The sequence below is a fragment of the Microbacterium sp. LMI12-1-1.1 genome (genome assembly GCF_040676455.1).
GTDB lineage: Bacteria > Actinomycetota > Actinomycetes > Actinomycetales > Microbacteriaceae > Microbacterium.
Genome location: NZ_JBEGIA010000015.1, coordinates 357566 through 373172 on the forward strand (window position 1 = coordinate 357566; position 15607 = coordinate 373172).

A 15607-nucleotide genomic window follows, 5' to 3' on the forward strand; every position below is an offset into this window, starting at 1 on the left:
GGGGAGCAGCCCTGCTCGCTAGGGTGGTGGCGGGGAACGGGGGCGCCATGGCGCGCTACGTGTTCGTGACGTGGGACGGCGGCGGCAACCGCGTGCCCACGATTGCGATCGCCCGTGCGCTCGTGCAGCGCGGACATGACGTGCGAGTGCTCGGACACGACTCGCAGGGCGGCGCCTACCGCGCCGCCGGACTCCGGTTCACGGAGTACGCGAGCGCTCCGGGCTTCGTGCTGGATCCGCGCCCGGCGGGGATGCTGCGGCTCTTCACCGACCGGGGCATCGCCGACGACACCGTCGCCCAGCTGGTGGCGGATCCCGTGGACGTCGTCGTCGTGGACTGCATGCTGCTGGCCGTCGTGGACGTCCTGGACCGCATGGAGCAGTGCTTCGTCGTCCTGGAGCACACCATGCACGAGTTCCTGGCGCCCGGCTTCCGGGTGCTCGGCGCCCTGACGTGGCCACGCGGCGTGCGGGTCGGCGGGCCGCGGGCGCGCGCGGCGCCGATCCTCGTGGCATCCGTCCCCGGGCTCGCGGTTCCCTTCCCGCGCCAACCGGAGCTGTCTGCTGCGCGCGGGACCGTCGTCTACGCCGGCGCGATGACGAACAGCGTCGACGCGGTGCCGGCGGAGCCGACCGTCGTGGTGAGCCTGAGCACGTTCGGCTTCGCCGACCTCGTCGCCACGTGGCAGCGGGTGCTCGACGCCGTCGCCGGGCTGGACGCTCGGGTCGTGGCGACGCTCGGGCCGTCCGTGACAGCCGGCGAGGTGGCCGTGCCCGACGGCGTCGAGGTGCACGAGTGGGTGCCGCACGACGAGCTTTTCGCACACGCGTCACTGGTGGTGAGCCATGGCGGCCACGGGACCACGCTCGCGGCGCTCGCACACGGGGTTCCCGTCCTCACCCTTCCGCTGGACGCGACCTCCGACCAGCCGCGTATGGGCCGCGCCGTCGCGCGGGCCGGCGTCGGCTCCACGATGTCGCGCCGGAGCGAGCCCGCGGCGATCCGTCGCGCGATCGAGCGGGGGCTCGACGACGAGCCCCTGCACGCCCGTGCGCGTCGCCTCGGCGAGGCCATCCGCGTGCTCGATGGCCCGTGTCGTGCGGCCGACGTGCTCGAGCTGTCGGCATCCGCTCCGCGTTGACGGTTCAGCGGCGATCGCGCGCCCGCACCCGCAGCCCCGACGCGATGAGCCGCCTGACCAGCTCGTGGCCGCTGACGTGCTGCGCACCCGCCGCGATCAGCCGCGCGTGCGCCTCTTCGGGCACGTCGTAGTGGTCGAGGTCGAAGCCGCGGCGCGGGATGCCGTTCGCCGCGGCGAAGGCATGGAGCTCGTCGAGGTCCGAGTCCGTCACCAGATGCGCCCACAGACGCCCGTGTGCCGGCCAGCGAGGATCGTCGATCAGGATGGCCACGTGCAGATCTTACGGGGACGCCGCGACACGGCGGGGGCGTGCTTTCGCGGACTGATCGCGCATCTGATAAAGTAGACCCTTGGTGCGTCGAGATATCCGCGCCAAGTCTTGGATGACGTCATGAGCGCGTGCGCTCCCAGAAGAAACAGGTGTGAAGTGGTTTACGCAGTTGTGCGCGCCGGAGGCCGGCAGGAGAAGGTCGAGGTCGGCACGATCGTCGTCCTCGATCGCCAGGCCGCCAAGGTCGGCGACAAGATCGAGCTCCCCGCGGTGCTCTTCGTCGACGGTGACTCCGTCACGACCGACGCGGACAAGCTCGCGAAGGTCACCGTGACCGCCGAGGTGCTCGGTGAGGAGCGCGGCCCGAAGATCGTGATCCAGAAGTTCAAGAACAAGACCGGTTACAAGAAGCGCCAGGGGCACCGTCAGGACCTCACGCGCGTCAAGGTCACCGGCATCAAGTAAGTCCAGGAAGAGACGCAGAGATGGCACACAAAAAGGGCGCAAGCTCCACCCGCAACGGTCGTGACTCCAACGCTCAGCGACTGGGCGTGAAGCGCTTCGGCGGCCAGCAGGTCCTCGCCGGCGAGATCATCGTCCGTCAGCGCGGCACCCACTTCCACCCCGGCGCCAACGTCGGCCGCGGTGGCGACGACACGCTGTTCGCCCTCGCCGCAGGCGCGGTCGAGTTCGGCCAGAAGGGCGGCCGCAAGGTCGTCAACATCGTGGCGGCCGCGGAGTAATCCAGCCAGTCGCACAGACTTCCGGAAGGGGCGGGCTTCGGCTCGCCCCTTCCCTTTATCGCTCTCCCGCACTGCCGGAGAGCAACCAGAGCTCAGGGGGACCGCATGGTCACGTTCGTCGACCGAGTGACGCTGCATCTGCGCGCCGGCAAGGGCGGCAACGGCTGCGTGTCGGTCAAGCGCGAGAAGTTCAAGCCGCTCGCAGGCCCTGACGGCGGCAACGGCGGCCACGGCGGTGACGTCGTGCTCGTCGCGGACCCCCAGGTCACGACGCTGCTGTCGTACCACCACTCACCGCACCGCTCCGCGGGCAACGGCGGCTTCGGAATGGGCGATCACCGCTCCGGCGCGGCCGGGGAGTCGCTCGAGCTGCTCGTCCCGGTCGGCACAGTGGTCAAGGACGAGTCGGGCGAGACCGTCGTCGACATGATCGAACCCGGCATGCGCTTCGTGGCGGCTCCCGGTGGCCTCGGCGGGCTCGGCAACGCCGCACTCGCCAACCCCAAGCGCAAGGCGCCGGGCTTCGCGCTCCTCGGCACGCCCGGCTGGGAGGGCGACGTCCTCCTGGAGCTCAAGACCGTCGCCGATGTCGCGCTCGTCGGCTACCCCTCCGCGGGCAAGTCCAGCCTCATCGCGGCTGTCTCCGCCGCTCGGCCCAAGATCGCGGAGTACCCCTTCACCACACTGCACCCCAATCTGGGCGTCGTGCAGGCGGGGGAGCAGCGGTACACCGTCGCCGACGTCCCCGGCCTGATCGAGGGCGCCAGCGAGGGCAAGGGACTCGGGCTCGAGTTCCTGCGCCACGTCGAGCGCTGCACCGCTCTCGTGCACGTCCTCGACTGCGCCACGCTCGAACCCGGTCGCGACCCGCTCAGCGACCTCGAGGTCATCCTGGCCGAGCTGGCGGCGTACCCGGTCCCCGAGGGGCAGACGCCGCTGCTGGAGCGCCCGCAGCTCATCGCACTCAACAAGATCGACGTGCCGGAGGCCAAGGATCTCGCCGACCTGGTGCGCCCCGATCTCGAGGCACGCGGGTTCCGCGTCTTCGAGATCTCCACGGTGAGTCATGAAGGTCTGCGTCAGCTCACGTACGCCCTGGGCGACATCGTCGCGGCGCATCGTGCCGAGCTGGCGGCGGCGCCCGCGCCCGAGCGGATCGTGATCCGCCCGCGCGGCTCGGAGAAGGAGTTCTCGGTGCGTGTCGAGGGCGGCACGTACGGCAACATCTACCGGATCCTCGGCGACAAGCCGGTGAAGTGGGTGCAGCAGACGGACTTCCAGAACGAGGAGGCCGTCGGCTACCTGGCGGACCGGCTGCAGAAGCTGGGCGTCGAGGACCAGCTGTACCGCGCCGGCGCGACGCCGGGCGCCACCGTCGTCATCGGCGAGGGCGACGGCATCATCTTCGACTGGGAGCCCTCGATCTCGTCGAACGCCGAGCTCATGACGGCGCCGCGCGGCACCGACCCGCGCCTGCTGCGGGACACCCGCCGCACCACGTCCGAGCGCCGCGAGAAGTACCACGACATGATGGATGCGAAGGCCGAGGCCCGCGCCGAGCTCGAGGCCGAGCGGATCGCCGAGCGCTACCGAAACGAGGAGGACGCGGAGTGAGCGCGCGCGAGCGCCGCGATCTCGCGGCAGCCCGCCGGGTCGTCGTCAAGGTCGGCTCGTCTTCGATCAGCGGCGACAACGCCCACAAGATCAAGCCGCTCGTCGACGCACTCGCCGCCGCCCACGGTCGCGGTACCGAGGTCGTGCTCGTCTCGTCCGGCGCGATCGCGACGGGGATGCCGTACCTCCTGCTCGACGAGCGCCCGAGCGACCTCGCCACGCAGCAGGCGGCAGCGGCGGTCGGGCAGAACGTGCTCATCTACCGGTATCAGGAGGCGCTGCGGCCGTTCCGGATCGTGGCCGGCCAGGTGCTGCTGACGGCGGGCGACCTCGAGAACCCGACCCACCGGTCCAACGCCCGTCGGGCGATGGAGCGGCTCCTGGGCCTGCGCATCCTGCCGATCGTCAACGAGAACGACACCGTCGCCACGCACGAGATCCGATTCGGCGACAACGACCGGCTCGCCGCCCTCGTCGGACAGCTGATCGGCGCCGACGCGCTGCTGCTGCTGAGCGACATCGAGTGCCTCTACACCCGTCCGCCTGACGAGCCCGGCGCCCGGCCCATCCCGCACGTGATGTACGGCGACGATCTGCACGGCTTCGAGTTCGGCTCGGTCGTCGTCAACAGCGTCGGCACCGGGGGAGCGGCGACCAAGGTGTCGGCGGCGCGGCTGGCCGCGGCATCCGGGATCGGTGTGCTCGTCACCAGCGCGGACCTCGTCGGCGAGGCCCTGTCCGGCGCCGAGATCGGCACATGGTTCCAGCCCAACCCCGAGCCGACGGCGCCCGCCGCCACCGGTCCGGTGCGCACGGCGGTCGATAGAATGGGCGGATGACCACCGCCACCACGGCACGGGAACGGATGCTGCTCGCCAAGGATGCCGCGCGCAGCGTCGGCCTTCTCGGCGACGATGCCAAGCGCGATGCGCTGCTGGCGATCGCCGACGCGATCGAGGCCGCCGCCCCGGAGATCGTCGCCGCCAATGCCGACGACCTGCAGCGCGGAAGCGAGAGCGGTCTGACCACGGCGCTGCAGGACCGGCTGCGTCTGGACGAACCCCGCGTGGCGGCCCTCGCCGCCGCGGTCCGTGAGATCGCCCAGCTGCCCGACCCCGTCGGCCGCGTCCTCGACGAGCGCACGCTCGCCAACGGGGTGTCGCTCACCAAGGTGTCGGTGCCGTTCGGCGTCGTGGGCTCGATCTACGAGGCTCGCCCGAACGTCACGGTCGACATCGCCGCTCTGGCGCTGCGCTCCGGCAACGCGGTGGTGCTGCGCGGAGGCACGGCCGCCGAGCGCACGAACGCGGCCCTCGTGCGCGCGATGCGCGGGGCGCTGGCCGACCGCGGCCTCGACCCGGAGGCCATCCAGACCGTCGACGAGTTCGGACGTGAGGGCGCGCGCGAGCTGATGCACGCCCGCGGCATCGTCGACGTGCTCGTTCCCCGCGGCAGCGCGCAGCTGATCGAGACCGTGGTCACCGAGTCGTCCGTTCCCGTCATCGAGACCGGCGCAGGCGTGGTCCACATCGTCCTCGACGAGACCGCGCCGCTGGAGTGGGCCCGTGACATCGTGGTGAACGCCAAGACCCAGCGCCCGAGTGTCTGCAACGCCGTCGAGACGGTGCTCGTGCACCGCGGCGCCGCCGATCGCCTCGTCGGCCCCGTCGTCGCGGCGCTGCAGCAGAGCGGCGTCACGGTCCACGGCGACGAGACCGTGGGCAGACTCGCATCGGGCATCGTCCCCGCCACGGACGAGGACTGGGCGGCCGAGTACCTCAGTCTCGACCTTGCCATGCGGGTCGTCGACGACCTCGACGAGGCGCTCGCCCACATCCGCCACTACTCGACGCATCACACGGAGTCGATCGTGACGCAGGATGCCGCCAGCGAGGCGCGCTTCCTCGCAGAGGTCGACTCGGCGGTGGTCATGGCCAACACCTCGACACGCTTCACCGACGGCGGCGAGTTCGGATTCGGCGCCGAGGTGGGCATCTCGACCCAGAAGCTGCATGCGCGCGGCCCGATGGGACTCGCCGAGCTCACCAGCTCGAAGTGGCTCGCGCGGGGTGCCGGGCAGGTCCGCGCGTAACGGAATAGACTTGACCAGTCCCGCGTCCCCGCGGCGAACCCGAACGGAGCCCGAATGACACTCGCCACGATCATCGCCCTCGCTGCCGAGGAGACCGAGCACCACGGCAACGTCGCCCTCGAGACCGTCGGGTACGGCGTCACCGCGATCGTGGTCTTCGGCGCGCTGGCACTGGTGACGCTGTCGTACCGCAATGTGGCGAACCGTCACTCGCAGAAGGCCGAGGCCTACGCCAGGGCCCACGCGGACGACGTACAGCGAGCGGGGCACGGCCACTGAGGTCCCCTGCATGTCGGTGACGACAGCCCCCAGGGTCGGAGTGATGGGCGGCACTTTCGATCCGGTCCATCATGGGCACCTGGTGGCTGCCAGCGAGGTCGCACAGTGGTTCGACCTCGACGAGGTCGTCTTCGTGCCGACGGGGGAACCGTGGCAGAAGGCCGACGTCTCGCCGAGCGAGCACCGCTATCTGATGACCGTCATCGCCACGGCATCCAACCCCCGATTCACCGTCAGTCGCGTCGACATCGACCGCGACGGACCCACGTACACCATCGACACGCTCCGCGATCTGAAGGCCCAGCGCCCGGACGCGGAGCTGTTCTTCATCACGGGCGCGGACGCCATAGCGCAAATTCTCAGTTGGAGAGACCATGATGAGTTGTGGGACCTCGCCCACTTCGTGGCTGTATCCAGACCCGGACACGTTCTGAACACCGACGGTCTGCCCAGCGACGACGTCAGCCAGCTCGAGATCCCCGCCCTCGCGATCTCGTCGACGGACTGCCGTGATCGAGTTCAGCGAGGACACCCCGTGTGGTACCTCGTGCCAGACGGGGTCGTCCAATACATTGCGAAGCATCATCTCTACCGGAGCAAGGAATGAGTACACCCGAGCACCCGGCAACGCCAGCCCTCACCCGCAAGCAGATCCGCGAACTGCGGAACACGGGATCCACTCCCGTCATCACTGCGACCCCGACGTCCGACGAGCCGGTCGACGACGCGGACACGCCCGCCGAGGCCGTTCCGGTCGCAGCGGCGCCGGTGGCACCGCCTCCCTCGCCCTTCAGTGCGGCTCCCACCCCCGCTGCGCCCGTGACCGCGGCCCCGTTCCCGCGGCCCGCCGAGCCGGTCGCTGTCGCGCCCGCCCCGGTGCCTGACTCCGCGGTCGACCTCGGAGTCTCCCCGCTCACCCGCCGCCAGGCGCGCCAGCAGGAGCGCATCCGCACCGCGTCGGTGCCCGTGATCACCCCCGAGGTCGTCGCAGCGCACGCCGCCGCATCGACGGGCGCGGCCCCCGCGTTCGCCTTCCCGGCGGCGCCCCCACCGGTCGCACCGTTCCGCGAGCCGGAGAGCCCCCTGGTCACGGCACCGCCGGACGACTCGCAGGTGCCGACCGACAGCGGGATGCACGCGCTGTTCGGCCTGCCGCGGGAATCCGCACCCGACGAGGCCGCTCCCGCCCCGCGCTGGGATGAGCCGGCTGCCGCGGCGCCCATCGCCGTTCCCTCGTTCACCGCCGCACCGCAGACATCCGCGGCGCCCGAACCGGAAGCCGAGCAGCTCTCGGCCGTCTTCGGCGATGTCGCGAACACGGACGACGCGGTCGACGAAGAGGCGGCCGAGGAGCAGATCGCCGTGCCGAAGGCGGTCAGCCCGCTGCTGGGCGCCAGCCTTCTCGATGAGCCGCCCGTCGCCGGCGCGCCGACCGCCGTCGAGTTCCCGCCGTCGTTCGACCAGCTGCTGTCGCGCACCACCGGGTCGATCGCGATCCCGAACACGCTGATCGTGTCGCAGGCGCCCGAAGTGGCGCCGCTGGTGGCTCCCGTCACCGCCACGGGCGAGGTCATCGTCACCGGCACGTTCAACCTTCCCGAGGGGCTCGGCTCGACGGGCCGTGCCAAGGGCACCGCCGACGGCAAGGAGATCGACGCCACCCTGGTGGACGGCGAGCTGCCCTCCCACTCGTCGCCGACGCCGATCGCGGCCAGCGCCGCCGTGAGCACGGTCAAGATGCCCGGCGACGTCATCAAGCCGCCCACACCCGAGAAGGGCGGCAAGCTGATGATGTCGCTCGCCATCACAGCGGGCGTCCTCGCCCTCGCATTGGTCGGCGTGCTGATCCTCGCCTTCGTGACAGGAGTCTTCTGATGGTCGCGAGTGTGCAGTCGCACGACATGCTCCAGATCGCCGCAGCAGCGGCGGACGCGAAGGGCGGCGAGGACCTCGTCGCCCTCGACGTGTCGGAGCCCCTCCCGCTGGTCGACATCTTCCTGCTCGTCACCGGTCGCAGCGAACGCAACGTCGCCGCCATCGCGGACGAGATCGAGGACAAGCTGCTCGAGGCCGGCCACAAGCGGCTGCGCCGCGAGGGCCGGCAAGAGTCGCGCTGGGTCCTGATCGACTTCGGCGACCTCGTGGTGCACGTCTTCCACGAGGAGGAGCGGGTCTACTACGGGCTCGAGCGCCTGTGGAAGGACTGCCCCCTCGTGCCCGTCGAACTTCCCGCGCCGGCGGCCGCCGAGGACTGATCCTGGTTCGGAGCACGGCTCGGAATGTTGTAAGCTAGACGAGTTGCCCCGCGAGAGCGGGAGCAGCGTCTGGGCCTGTGGCGCAGCTGGTAGCGCACCTGCATGGCATGCAGGGGGTCAGGGGTTCGAGTCCCCTCAGGTCCACCGAAAAAGGCCGCCCGATCAGGGCGGCCTTTCGGTTTGCCCGCCGACGCCCACGGTCCGGCGGGAACGGAGTTCGCGGGTCATCCCTGCATCCGCGGGTCCTCTGTCGGGTCCGCGTACGGCGCGGGGCATCCGCTGCCGACGGCTTCCCGGCGCAGTTCGAAGTGCCATGATTCGTTGCCGTACGTCTGGCAGAGTCCGTACGCGTCGCCGTTCTCCGACATCCAGGCGACGGCGTCGAAGGAGCCGATGTCGACGGCTTCTCCCGCGACGTGCGCCGAGGTGGCAGCGGTGGCCACCCACCGGGCGGCCTCGGCCTCGGATCCGTACTGCGACACCGCCTGCTGGAGGAGCTCGTCCTGGTATTCGGGGGAGCGCCACCCGCTGTTGACATGGATCACGACGCCCTGCTGCCGGGCGTCTTCCGCCGCCCGCCGCAAGGCGTCGAGCAGATCCGGAGACAGCTGGGTGATGCCCGGGTAGGCGCCGTCGAGCACCGTGACGCCGTCGGGAAGGATGCCGTCGTCCTCGGTGACGACACCGTCGGCCGCGACATCCGCGGGGCCCTGCGCCGGGACGCCCGAACCGGACTCCTGCGCGAGGGCGCTGCCCGGGGCGCGGTCGGCGCCGGCTGCAGACTGGTGGAGCGCCGCCCCGACAGAGACCGCGCACACGACGGCCAGTGCGGCGATCACTGCCCACAGGGCGACGGAGGGCTTCAGACGTGCGGAAGCAGTTCGAGACATGCTCCCACTCCACACGCGCGGGCGTTGCGACGGCGTATGCGGTTTCGCATAGGGGGACGATATGCGCCGACTCGTACCATCGGAGCATGCGCGTGCTGGTGGTGGAAGACGAACCTCTCATGGCCGAGGCCATCCGCGACGGCCTGCGTCTCGAGGCCATCGCGGCCGACATCGCGGGCGACGGCCACACCGCGCTCGAGCTGTTGAGCATCAACGCCTACGACATCGCCGTCCTGGACCGCGACATCCCGGGGCCGTCCGGCGACGAGATCGCCGAGCACATCGTCTCGTCGGGCAGCGGCATCCCGATCCTGATGCTCACCGCCGCCGACAGGATCGACGACAAGGCCACGGGCTTCGGGCTCGGTGCCGACGACTACCTGACGAAGCCGTTCGATCTGCAGGAGCTCGTGCTCCGCCTGCGCGCCCTCGATCGCCGCCGTGCGCACAGCCGGCCGCCCGTGCGGGAGATCGCAGGACTGCGGCTGGATCCGTTCCGGCGCGAGGTCTATCGCGACGACCGCTACGTCGCGCTCACCCGGAAGCAGTTCGCGGTGCTCGAGGTGCTGATGGCTGCCGACGGCGGGGTCGTCAGCGCGGAGGACCTGCTGGAGCGGGCCTGGGACGAGAACGCCGACCCGTTCACCAACGCGGTGCGCATCACGGTCTCTGCCCTCCGGAAGCGACTCGGAGAACCCTGGGTGATCGCCACCGTTCCCGGAGTCGGCTACCGGATCGACGCGGACGGAAGTGCCGGTGGTGATTAGGGAGCCGGGGCTCAGTGTCCGGCTGAAGCTGACCCTGAGCTACGCGGCGTTCCTGATGGTCGCCGGCGGGGTGCTGCTCGCGATCGTCTGGGTCTTCCTGCTGCGCTACGTGCCCAACGGGCCGATCACCGGGCCTGGTCCGTTCGTGCCGAACCGTGGCGACCTCATCCGCGCCTTCGCCCCGGCCGCCGTCTGGGCGCTGCTCTTCCTGCTCGCGTTCGGACTGCTGGGTGGATGGTTCCTCGCCGGGCGGATGCTGGCGCCGCTGCGGCGGATCACCGAAGCCACCCGGCTCGCCGCGGGCGGTTCGCTGTCGCACCGGATCGAGCTCGAAGGCGCCGACGACGAGTTCCGCGAGCTGGCGGACAGCTTCGATGCGATGCTCGCGAGGCTGGAGGCGCACGTGGCGGAGCAGCGCCGGTTCGCCGCCAACGCCTCGCACGAGCTGCGCACGCCGCTCGCTATCACGCGGACGCTGCTCGACGTCGCGCGGAGCGATCCCGATCGCGACGTCGACGAACTGATCGAGCGTCTCCGCATCGTCAATGCCCGGGCCATCGGCCTCACCGAGGCGCTCCTGGTGCTGAGCCGGGCGGATCAGCGTTCGTTCCGCCGCGAGCCCGTGGATCTGTCGCTGATCGCGGAGGAGGCGGCCGAGGCGCTGCTGCCCCTCGCGGAGGCGCGCGGCACGACCCTCCGCACGCACGGCACGGTCGCGCCCGCGTACGGATCGCCCGCGCTGCTGCTGCAGCTCGTGTCGAACCTGGTCCACAACGCGATCGTCCACAATCTCCCGCACGGCGGCACCGTGGATCTTGTGACGACCGTGCAGGCGGATGCCGCCGAGATCGTCGTCGAGAACACGGGTGAGAAGCTCAGCCCGCAGCTCGTCTCGACGCTGACCGAGCCGTTCCAGCGGGGCAGCGAGCGGGTGCGCACCGACGACCATGCCGGCGTGGGGCTGGGACTCGCCATCGTCCGCAGCATCGCCGACGCTCATGGGGGGACGCTCAGCATCGCCCCGCGCCCCGATGGCGGTCTGCGGGTGACGGTGCGACTGCCGCAGCAAGGGTGAGGGCGCGGATCCACCCATTGCGTGCATCCGTCCGGTCGGCGAGTGTGGGACGCATGAGCGCAGTCACCCCCTTCCTCTGGTTCGACGACAGCGCCGAAGAGGCGGTCGCGTTCTACACGACGCTCATCCCGGACTCGGAGGTCGTGACGATCGACCGGTATCCCGACGAGGTGCCGGGCATGGGCGGAAAGGTGATGCACGTGCACTTCCGGCTGGGGGGACGCGACTACTACGGGATGGATGCCGGACCCCAGTTCCCCTTCACCGAGGCGTTCTCGCTGTACGTGCCCTGCCGGGATCAGGCCGAGGTCGACCGCTACTGGGACGCCCTGACGGCGGGCGGCGGGCAGGAGCAGCCCTGCGGGTGGCTCAAGGATCGCTGGGGCCTCTCGTGGCAGATCATCCCCGACCGGCTGGTCGAGCTGATCCGTCACCCCGATCCCGACATCGCGCACCGCGCGGTGCAGGCGATGCTCCGCATGCGGCGCATCGACCTCGCCGCGCTCGAGGCGGCCGTGGCGGACGGATGAGGCGACGCGCTCAGGGACTGGCGATCGGATGCCTCGTCCTGCTGCTGCTCGCAGCCTCGGGCTGCAGCGTCGCCGCGCCGCGGCCGGTGCCTTCGGCCGATGCACCCACGGTCGGGCCGAGCCGGTCTTCGGCGGCGGACACGTGGTGGCGGGCCGCAGGCGTGACCGGCGCTCTCGCGTCGGGCCTCGCCGCGCCGTGGTCGGTGGTGCCGCTCGCCGGCGGCGGGGCACTCCTCTCGCAGCGCGATGACGGCGCCGTGCTCGAACTGACAGCGGCCGGATCGGTGCGCCCGGTCGGCACGGTGCCCGGCGTGGTGTCGGGCGGAGAGTCGGGGCTCCATGGACTCGCGCTGCTCACGACCGGCGATACACCGATGCTGTACGCCTACTTCGGGGCCGTCGACGACAACCGCGTGGTGCGGATGCCGTTGCAGGGCGACCCGGGATCGTTCGAGCTCGGTGAGCCGGACGTCGTGCTGGACGGCATCCCGCGGGCGAACACACACGACGGCGGCCGTCTGGCGTTCGGCCCGGACGGCTACCTGTATGTCACCACGGGCGACGCCCAGCAGCGCGACGCCGCTCAGGATCCGGACGCGCTGGGCGGGAAGATCCTGCGCATCACCGCCGACGGCGATCCGGCGCCGGGCAATCCGTGGGGCACGCGGGTCTGGTCGATGGGACACCGCAACGTGCAGGGCATCGCGTGGACCGCAGACGGGACGATGTGGGCGAGCGAGTTCGGGCAGAACACGTGGGACGAGATCAACTGCATCGAACCGGGCACGAACTACGGCTGGCCGGTCGTCGAAGGGATCGCCGGACGTGAGGGACTCGCCGATCCTGTCGCCCAGTGGGCGACCAGCGAGGCGAGTCCGAGTGGCATCGCCGCCGTCGGCGACACGGTGTTCGTCGCGGGTCTCCGCGGCGAGCGGCTCTGGCAGCTCGACACGCGCGCGGGAGTGGCGGTCGGTGAGCCGACAGCCGCGTTCACCGGCGAGTACGGGCGGCTCCGCGACGTCGTCGCCCTGCCGGACGGCTCGCTGTGGTTGCTGACGAGCAACACCGACGGGCGCGGATCGCCGCGACCCGACGACGACAGGCTGCTGCGGGTTGAGCTCGTTCCGGCGCCGTGACGCATGCTCCCGCCGCCACGGCGGCACGCTACGGTGAGACCGTGAGCTCGCAGCCCCGCTGTCCGCATTGTCGCCACTTCGTCTACCTCGACACCCTGCGGTGTCCGAACTGCGAAGCCGAGATCGGCTACCACCTGCCGACACGCGAGTTCCACGGCATCCGACACGGTCAGGTCGTCATCGACGGCGAGAACTGGTACACGTGCTCGAACCGCGAGTGGGCGTGCAACTGGCTCGTGTGGGAGAACGCGCCGGCCGGCCGATGCTTCTCGTGCCGGCTCACGCGCCGCCAGCCGGCCAGCAACGACACCGTCGCGCTCGAGAAGCTGGCGAAGACGGAGGAGGCGAAGCGTCGCCTGATCCTCCAGCTCGCGGACCTGGGCATGCCGATCGTCGGCTGGGACGTCGAGAAGGGCGGCCTCGGGTTCGACCTCATCTCGAGCCTGTCCGACGGCAAGCCCGTCACGATCGGGCACTCCAACGGCATCATCACCATCGACCTGGCTGAGAGCCTCGACGACCGCAGAGAGGCGCTGCGCGTGCGCCTCGGAGAGCCCTACCGGACGATCCTCGGGCACCTCCGGCACGAGGTCGGCCACTACTACCAGAACGTGCTGCTCACCGACGACGAGCTGTGGGCCCGCTGCCGCGAGCTGTTCGGCGACGAGCGCACGAGCTACCGTCACGCGTTGAAGCGTCACTACCAGGTCGGTGCGCCGTCCGACTGGAGCCAGTCGTTCATCTCGGAGTACGCGACGATGCATCCCTGGGAGGACTTCGCCGAGACGTTCGCCCACTACCTCCACATCACCGGCACTCTCCAGACCGCGGCGGTCATCGGCATCCATCTCGACGCGTCGGTGACGAACCTCCGCGACACGGATGTCGTGCCCCTCGGCTCGTACGAGCGCGAGCCGATCCAGCGGCTGCTCACCGATTGGGAATGGCTGTCGCAGGGATTCAACCGCATCAACCGCTCGATGGGCTTCGGCGACCTCTATCCGTTCACGATCGTGACACCGGTGCGCCACAAGCTCGCGTTCGTCCACGACATCGTGACGAGGGCGCCGCTCAGCCCGGGAGAGCAGTACGCCCTCGCGATGGCGGTGGAGACGGAGCGATCATGACCTCGTTCGCGCGGGGGCAGCGGGTGATCGGCGCAGCGACGCACTACGTCGAGAATCAGCCGCCCTGGCGGGTCGACGTCGACGAGTTCGCGCTCAACGCGCCGCTGGGCGCCGCCGTGCGCGCGTTCGGCGCCGGCTGGGCCGAGGACGGGCTGCGTGAAGCCGGGGGAGTCGTCGGCTCGGGATCGTTCCAGCGCGACGCGGAGCTCGCGAACCTCCACACCCCCGTCGCGTACCCGCACGACCGCTGGGGCTACCGCCTCGACGAGGTCGAGTACGACCCGTCGTATCATCGCGTGATCGGCGAGGCCATCACCCGCGGGGCCCACACCTCGGCGTGGGCCGATCCGCGGCCGGGGGCGCACGTCGCGCGCGCCGCCATGTTCATGCTCTTCGCGCAGGTCGAACCGGGGCACGCCTGCCCGGTGTCGATGACCCACGCCGCTGTCGCCTCGATCGAGGGCTCGCCGTGGATCGCCGACACCTGGCTGCCGCGCCTGTACTCCCGCGCGTACGAGCCGCGTCTCATCGTGGAGGGCGCGAAGCCCAGCGCCCTCATCGGGATGGCGATGACCGAGAAGCAGGGCGGCTCCGACGTACGGGCCGGCACGACCGTCGGCGAGGCCATGGGCGGTCACGCGTATCAGCTCACCGGCCACAAGTGGTTCTGCTCGGCGCCGATGTCGGACGGATTCCTGGTGCTGGCGCATACGCGCAGCAGCGGGGTCGACGAAGGGCTGACCTGCCTGTTCGTGCCCCGCGTCCTGCCGCACGGCATGCGCAACGTGTTCCGCATCCAGCGGCTGAAGGACAAGCTCGGCAACCGCTCCAACGCCTCGGCGGAGGTGGAGTTCGACGGCACTGTCGGATTCCTCGTCGGAGAGCCTGGCCGCGGGGTGCGCACCATCATCGAGATGGTGCAGCGCACACGCCTCGACTGCGTGCTCGGAACCGCGGCGGGTATGCGTCAATCCCTCGCCGAGGCGCTCTGGCACGCCCGCGGGCGCGAGGCGTTCGGCGCGCTGCTGGTGGATCAGCCCGCCATGACGGGGGTGCTCGCCGACCTCGCGCTCGAGTACGAGGCGGCGATGCTCACGGGCATGCGCCTGGCACAGCTCTTCGAGGCGGAGGCATCCGACCGTGACGTGGCCCTGCGTCGCCTCGCGACTCCGGTGTCGAAGTACTGGGTGTGCAAGCGCGGCCCCCAGCACGCGTACGAGGCGCTGGAGTGCCTGGGCGGCAACGGCTACACCGAGTCGTTCCCGCTCGCCCGCCGTTATCGCGAGCAGCCCGTCATGGCGATCTGGGAGGGCTCGGGCAACGTCATCGCCCTGGACGTGCTGCGCGCGCTCACGCGCGACCGCGACTCGGGCGACGCCTTCGCCGACGAGCTCGCAAGCACCGCAGGCGCCTCCGTCGCGCTCGATCGCCACGTCGACCGCACACTGGTCCTGCTGCAGCGGCTGACGGCGGATCCCGGCGAGGGCGCGTCGCAGGCCCGTCGCCTCAGCGAGGATCTCGCACTGGCGTTCCAGGCCTCACTCATGCTGCGACACGCGCCGGGGCGCGACGCGGAGGCCTTCATCGCCGCGCGCCTGGGCGAGGAGCGCGGGGCGCAGTACGGCGTGCTGCCGATGGGGACGGATGCCGCGGCCATCGTCGCGCGCCACTGACGCGTCCTTCCGT

The 15607-nt window shown here is 70.8% G+C and carries 18 protein-coding genes and 1 tRNA gene; 17 read left to right on the plus strand and 2 right to left on the minus strand.

Translation table 11 applies throughout. The features are described from left to right. Positions 1-47 precede the first annotated feature (47 nt). Complete coding sequence (locus MRBLMI12_RS15640; protein WP_363357291.1) at positions 48-1142, plus strand: glycosyltransferase; 1095 nt, start codon at positions 48-50, stop codon at positions 1140-1142. Between the two features lie 4 nt (positions 1143-1146). Here the strand turns inward: MRBLMI12_RS15640 and MRBLMI12_RS15645 are convergent, their stop codons facing one another. Beyond that, the gene (locus MRBLMI12_RS15645; protein WP_349427412.1) at positions 1147-1413 is read right to left on the minus strand and encodes a DUF4031 domain-containing protein; all 267 of its coding nucleotides are present in this window, start codon (positions 1411-1413) and stop codon (positions 1147-1149) included. 156 nt (positions 1414-1569) lie between these two features. Here MRBLMI12_RS15645 and rplU point away from each other — a divergent pair, with 156 nt between their 5' ends. The 10 genes from rplU (at position 1570) to MRBLMI12_RS15695 (ending at position 8540) form a co-directional block, all read left to right on the plus strand. After that, entirely contained in the window at positions 1570-1878 is a 309-nt protein-coding gene (gene rplU, locus MRBLMI12_RS15650) for a 50S ribosomal protein L21 (protein WP_308867116.1), read from the plus strand. A 20-nt stretch (positions 1879-1898) separates the two neighbouring features. Further along, positions 1899-2156 carry a 50S ribosomal protein L27 gene (gene rpmA / locus MRBLMI12_RS15655; protein WP_168914038.1) on the plus strand — a complete coding sequence of 86 codons (258 nt, stop codon included), beginning with the start codon at positions 1899-1901 and terminating at the stop codon, positions 2154-2156. 105 nt (positions 2157-2261) lie between these two features. Beyond that, positions 2262-3770 (plus strand): GTPase ObgE, encoded by a 1509-nt coding sequence (gene obgE, locus MRBLMI12_RS15660; protein WP_349427413.1) that lies wholly within the window; start codon positions 2262-2264, stop codon positions 3768-3770. Continuing rightward, a complete protein-coding gene (gene proB / locus MRBLMI12_RS15665; RefSeq protein ID WP_363357292.1) occupies positions 3767-4609 on the plus strand; it encodes a glutamate 5-kinase in 843 nt (280 codons plus the stop codon). Before obgE ends, proB begins: the two co-directional genes overlap by 4 nt. Then, entirely contained in the window at positions 4606-5862 is a 1257-nt protein-coding gene (locus MRBLMI12_RS15670) for a glutamate-5-semialdehyde dehydrogenase (RefSeq protein ID WP_363357293.1), read from the plus strand. Before proB ends, MRBLMI12_RS15670 begins: the two co-directional genes overlap by 4 nt. A 54-nt stretch (positions 5863-5916) precedes the next feature. Next, on the plus strand, positions 5917-6141 hold the full coding sequence (locus MRBLMI12_RS15675) for a hypothetical protein (protein WP_363357294.1): 225 nt from the start codon (positions 5917-5919) through the stop codon (positions 6139-6141). A gap of 10 nt (positions 6142-6151) precedes the next feature. After that, positions 6152-6748 (plus strand): nicotinate-nucleotide adenylyltransferase, encoded by a 597-nt coding sequence (gene nadD, locus MRBLMI12_RS15680; RefSeq protein WP_331905657.1) that lies wholly within the window; start codon positions 6152-6154, stop codon positions 6746-6748. Continuing rightward, the gene (locus tag MRBLMI12_RS15685; RefSeq protein WP_363357295.1) at positions 6745-8016 is read left to right on the plus strand and encodes a hypothetical protein; all 1272 of its coding nucleotides are present in this window, start codon (positions 6745-6747) and stop codon (positions 8014-8016) included. The genes nadD and MRBLMI12_RS15685 overlap by 4 nt, the downstream gene beginning before the upstream one ends. Continuing rightward, entirely contained in the window at positions 8016-8396 is a 381-nt protein-coding gene (gene rsfS / locus MRBLMI12_RS15690; RefSeq protein ID WP_349427418.1) for a ribosome silencing factor, read from the plus strand. The genes MRBLMI12_RS15685 and rsfS overlap by 1 nt, the downstream gene beginning before the upstream one ends. A gap of 71 nt (positions 8397-8467) precedes the next feature. Beyond that, a tRNA-Ala gene (locus MRBLMI12_RS15695) sits at positions 8468-8540 on the plus strand. Between the two features lie 80 nt (positions 8541-8620). On the opposite strand, the gene MRBLMI12_RS15700 is transcribed toward MRBLMI12_RS15695, so the two are convergent. Continuing rightward, a complete protein-coding gene (locus MRBLMI12_RS15700) occupies positions 8621-9286 on the minus strand; it encodes a M15 family metallopeptidase (protein ID WP_363357296.1) in 666 nt (221 codons plus the stop codon). An 86-nt stretch (positions 9287-9372) separates the two neighbouring features. Here MRBLMI12_RS15700 and MRBLMI12_RS15705 point away from each other — a divergent pair, with 86 nt between their 5' ends. The 6 genes from MRBLMI12_RS15705 to MRBLMI12_RS15730 are packed head-to-tail and all read left to right on the plus strand — an operon-like array spanning position 9373 to position 15594. Next, entirely contained in the window at positions 9373-10053 is a 681-nt protein-coding gene (locus MRBLMI12_RS15705) for a response regulator transcription factor (RefSeq protein WP_363357297.1), read from the plus strand. Continuing rightward, positions 10046-11128: a sensor histidine kinase gene (locus MRBLMI12_RS15710; protein ID WP_363357636.1), complete on the plus strand. Its 1083-nt coding sequence runs from the start codon at positions 10046-10048 to the stop codon at positions 11126-11128. Before MRBLMI12_RS15705 ends, MRBLMI12_RS15710 begins: the two co-directional genes overlap by 8 nt. 53 nt (positions 11129-11181) lie before the next feature. Next, entirely contained in the window at positions 11182-11658 is a 477-nt protein-coding gene (locus MRBLMI12_RS15715) for a VOC family protein (protein WP_349427421.1), read from the plus strand. Beyond that, positions 11655-12794: a PQQ-dependent sugar dehydrogenase gene (locus tag MRBLMI12_RS15720; protein WP_363357298.1), complete on the plus strand. Its 1140-nt coding sequence runs from the start codon at positions 11655-11657 to the stop codon at positions 12792-12794. The genes MRBLMI12_RS15715 and MRBLMI12_RS15720 overlap by 4 nt, the downstream gene beginning before the upstream one ends. A 41-nt stretch (positions 12795-12835) precedes the next feature. Further along, a complete protein-coding gene (locus MRBLMI12_RS15725; RefSeq protein WP_363357299.1) occupies positions 12836-13921 on the plus strand; it encodes a zinc-binding metallopeptidase family protein in 1086 nt (361 codons plus the stop codon). Next, on the plus strand, positions 13918-15594 hold the full coding sequence (locus MRBLMI12_RS15730; protein WP_363357300.1) for an acyl-CoA dehydrogenase family protein: 1677 nt from the start codon (positions 13918-13920) through the stop codon (positions 15592-15594). The genes MRBLMI12_RS15725 and MRBLMI12_RS15730 overlap by 4 nt, the downstream gene beginning before the upstream one ends. Positions 15595-15607: the final 13 nt, after the last annotated feature.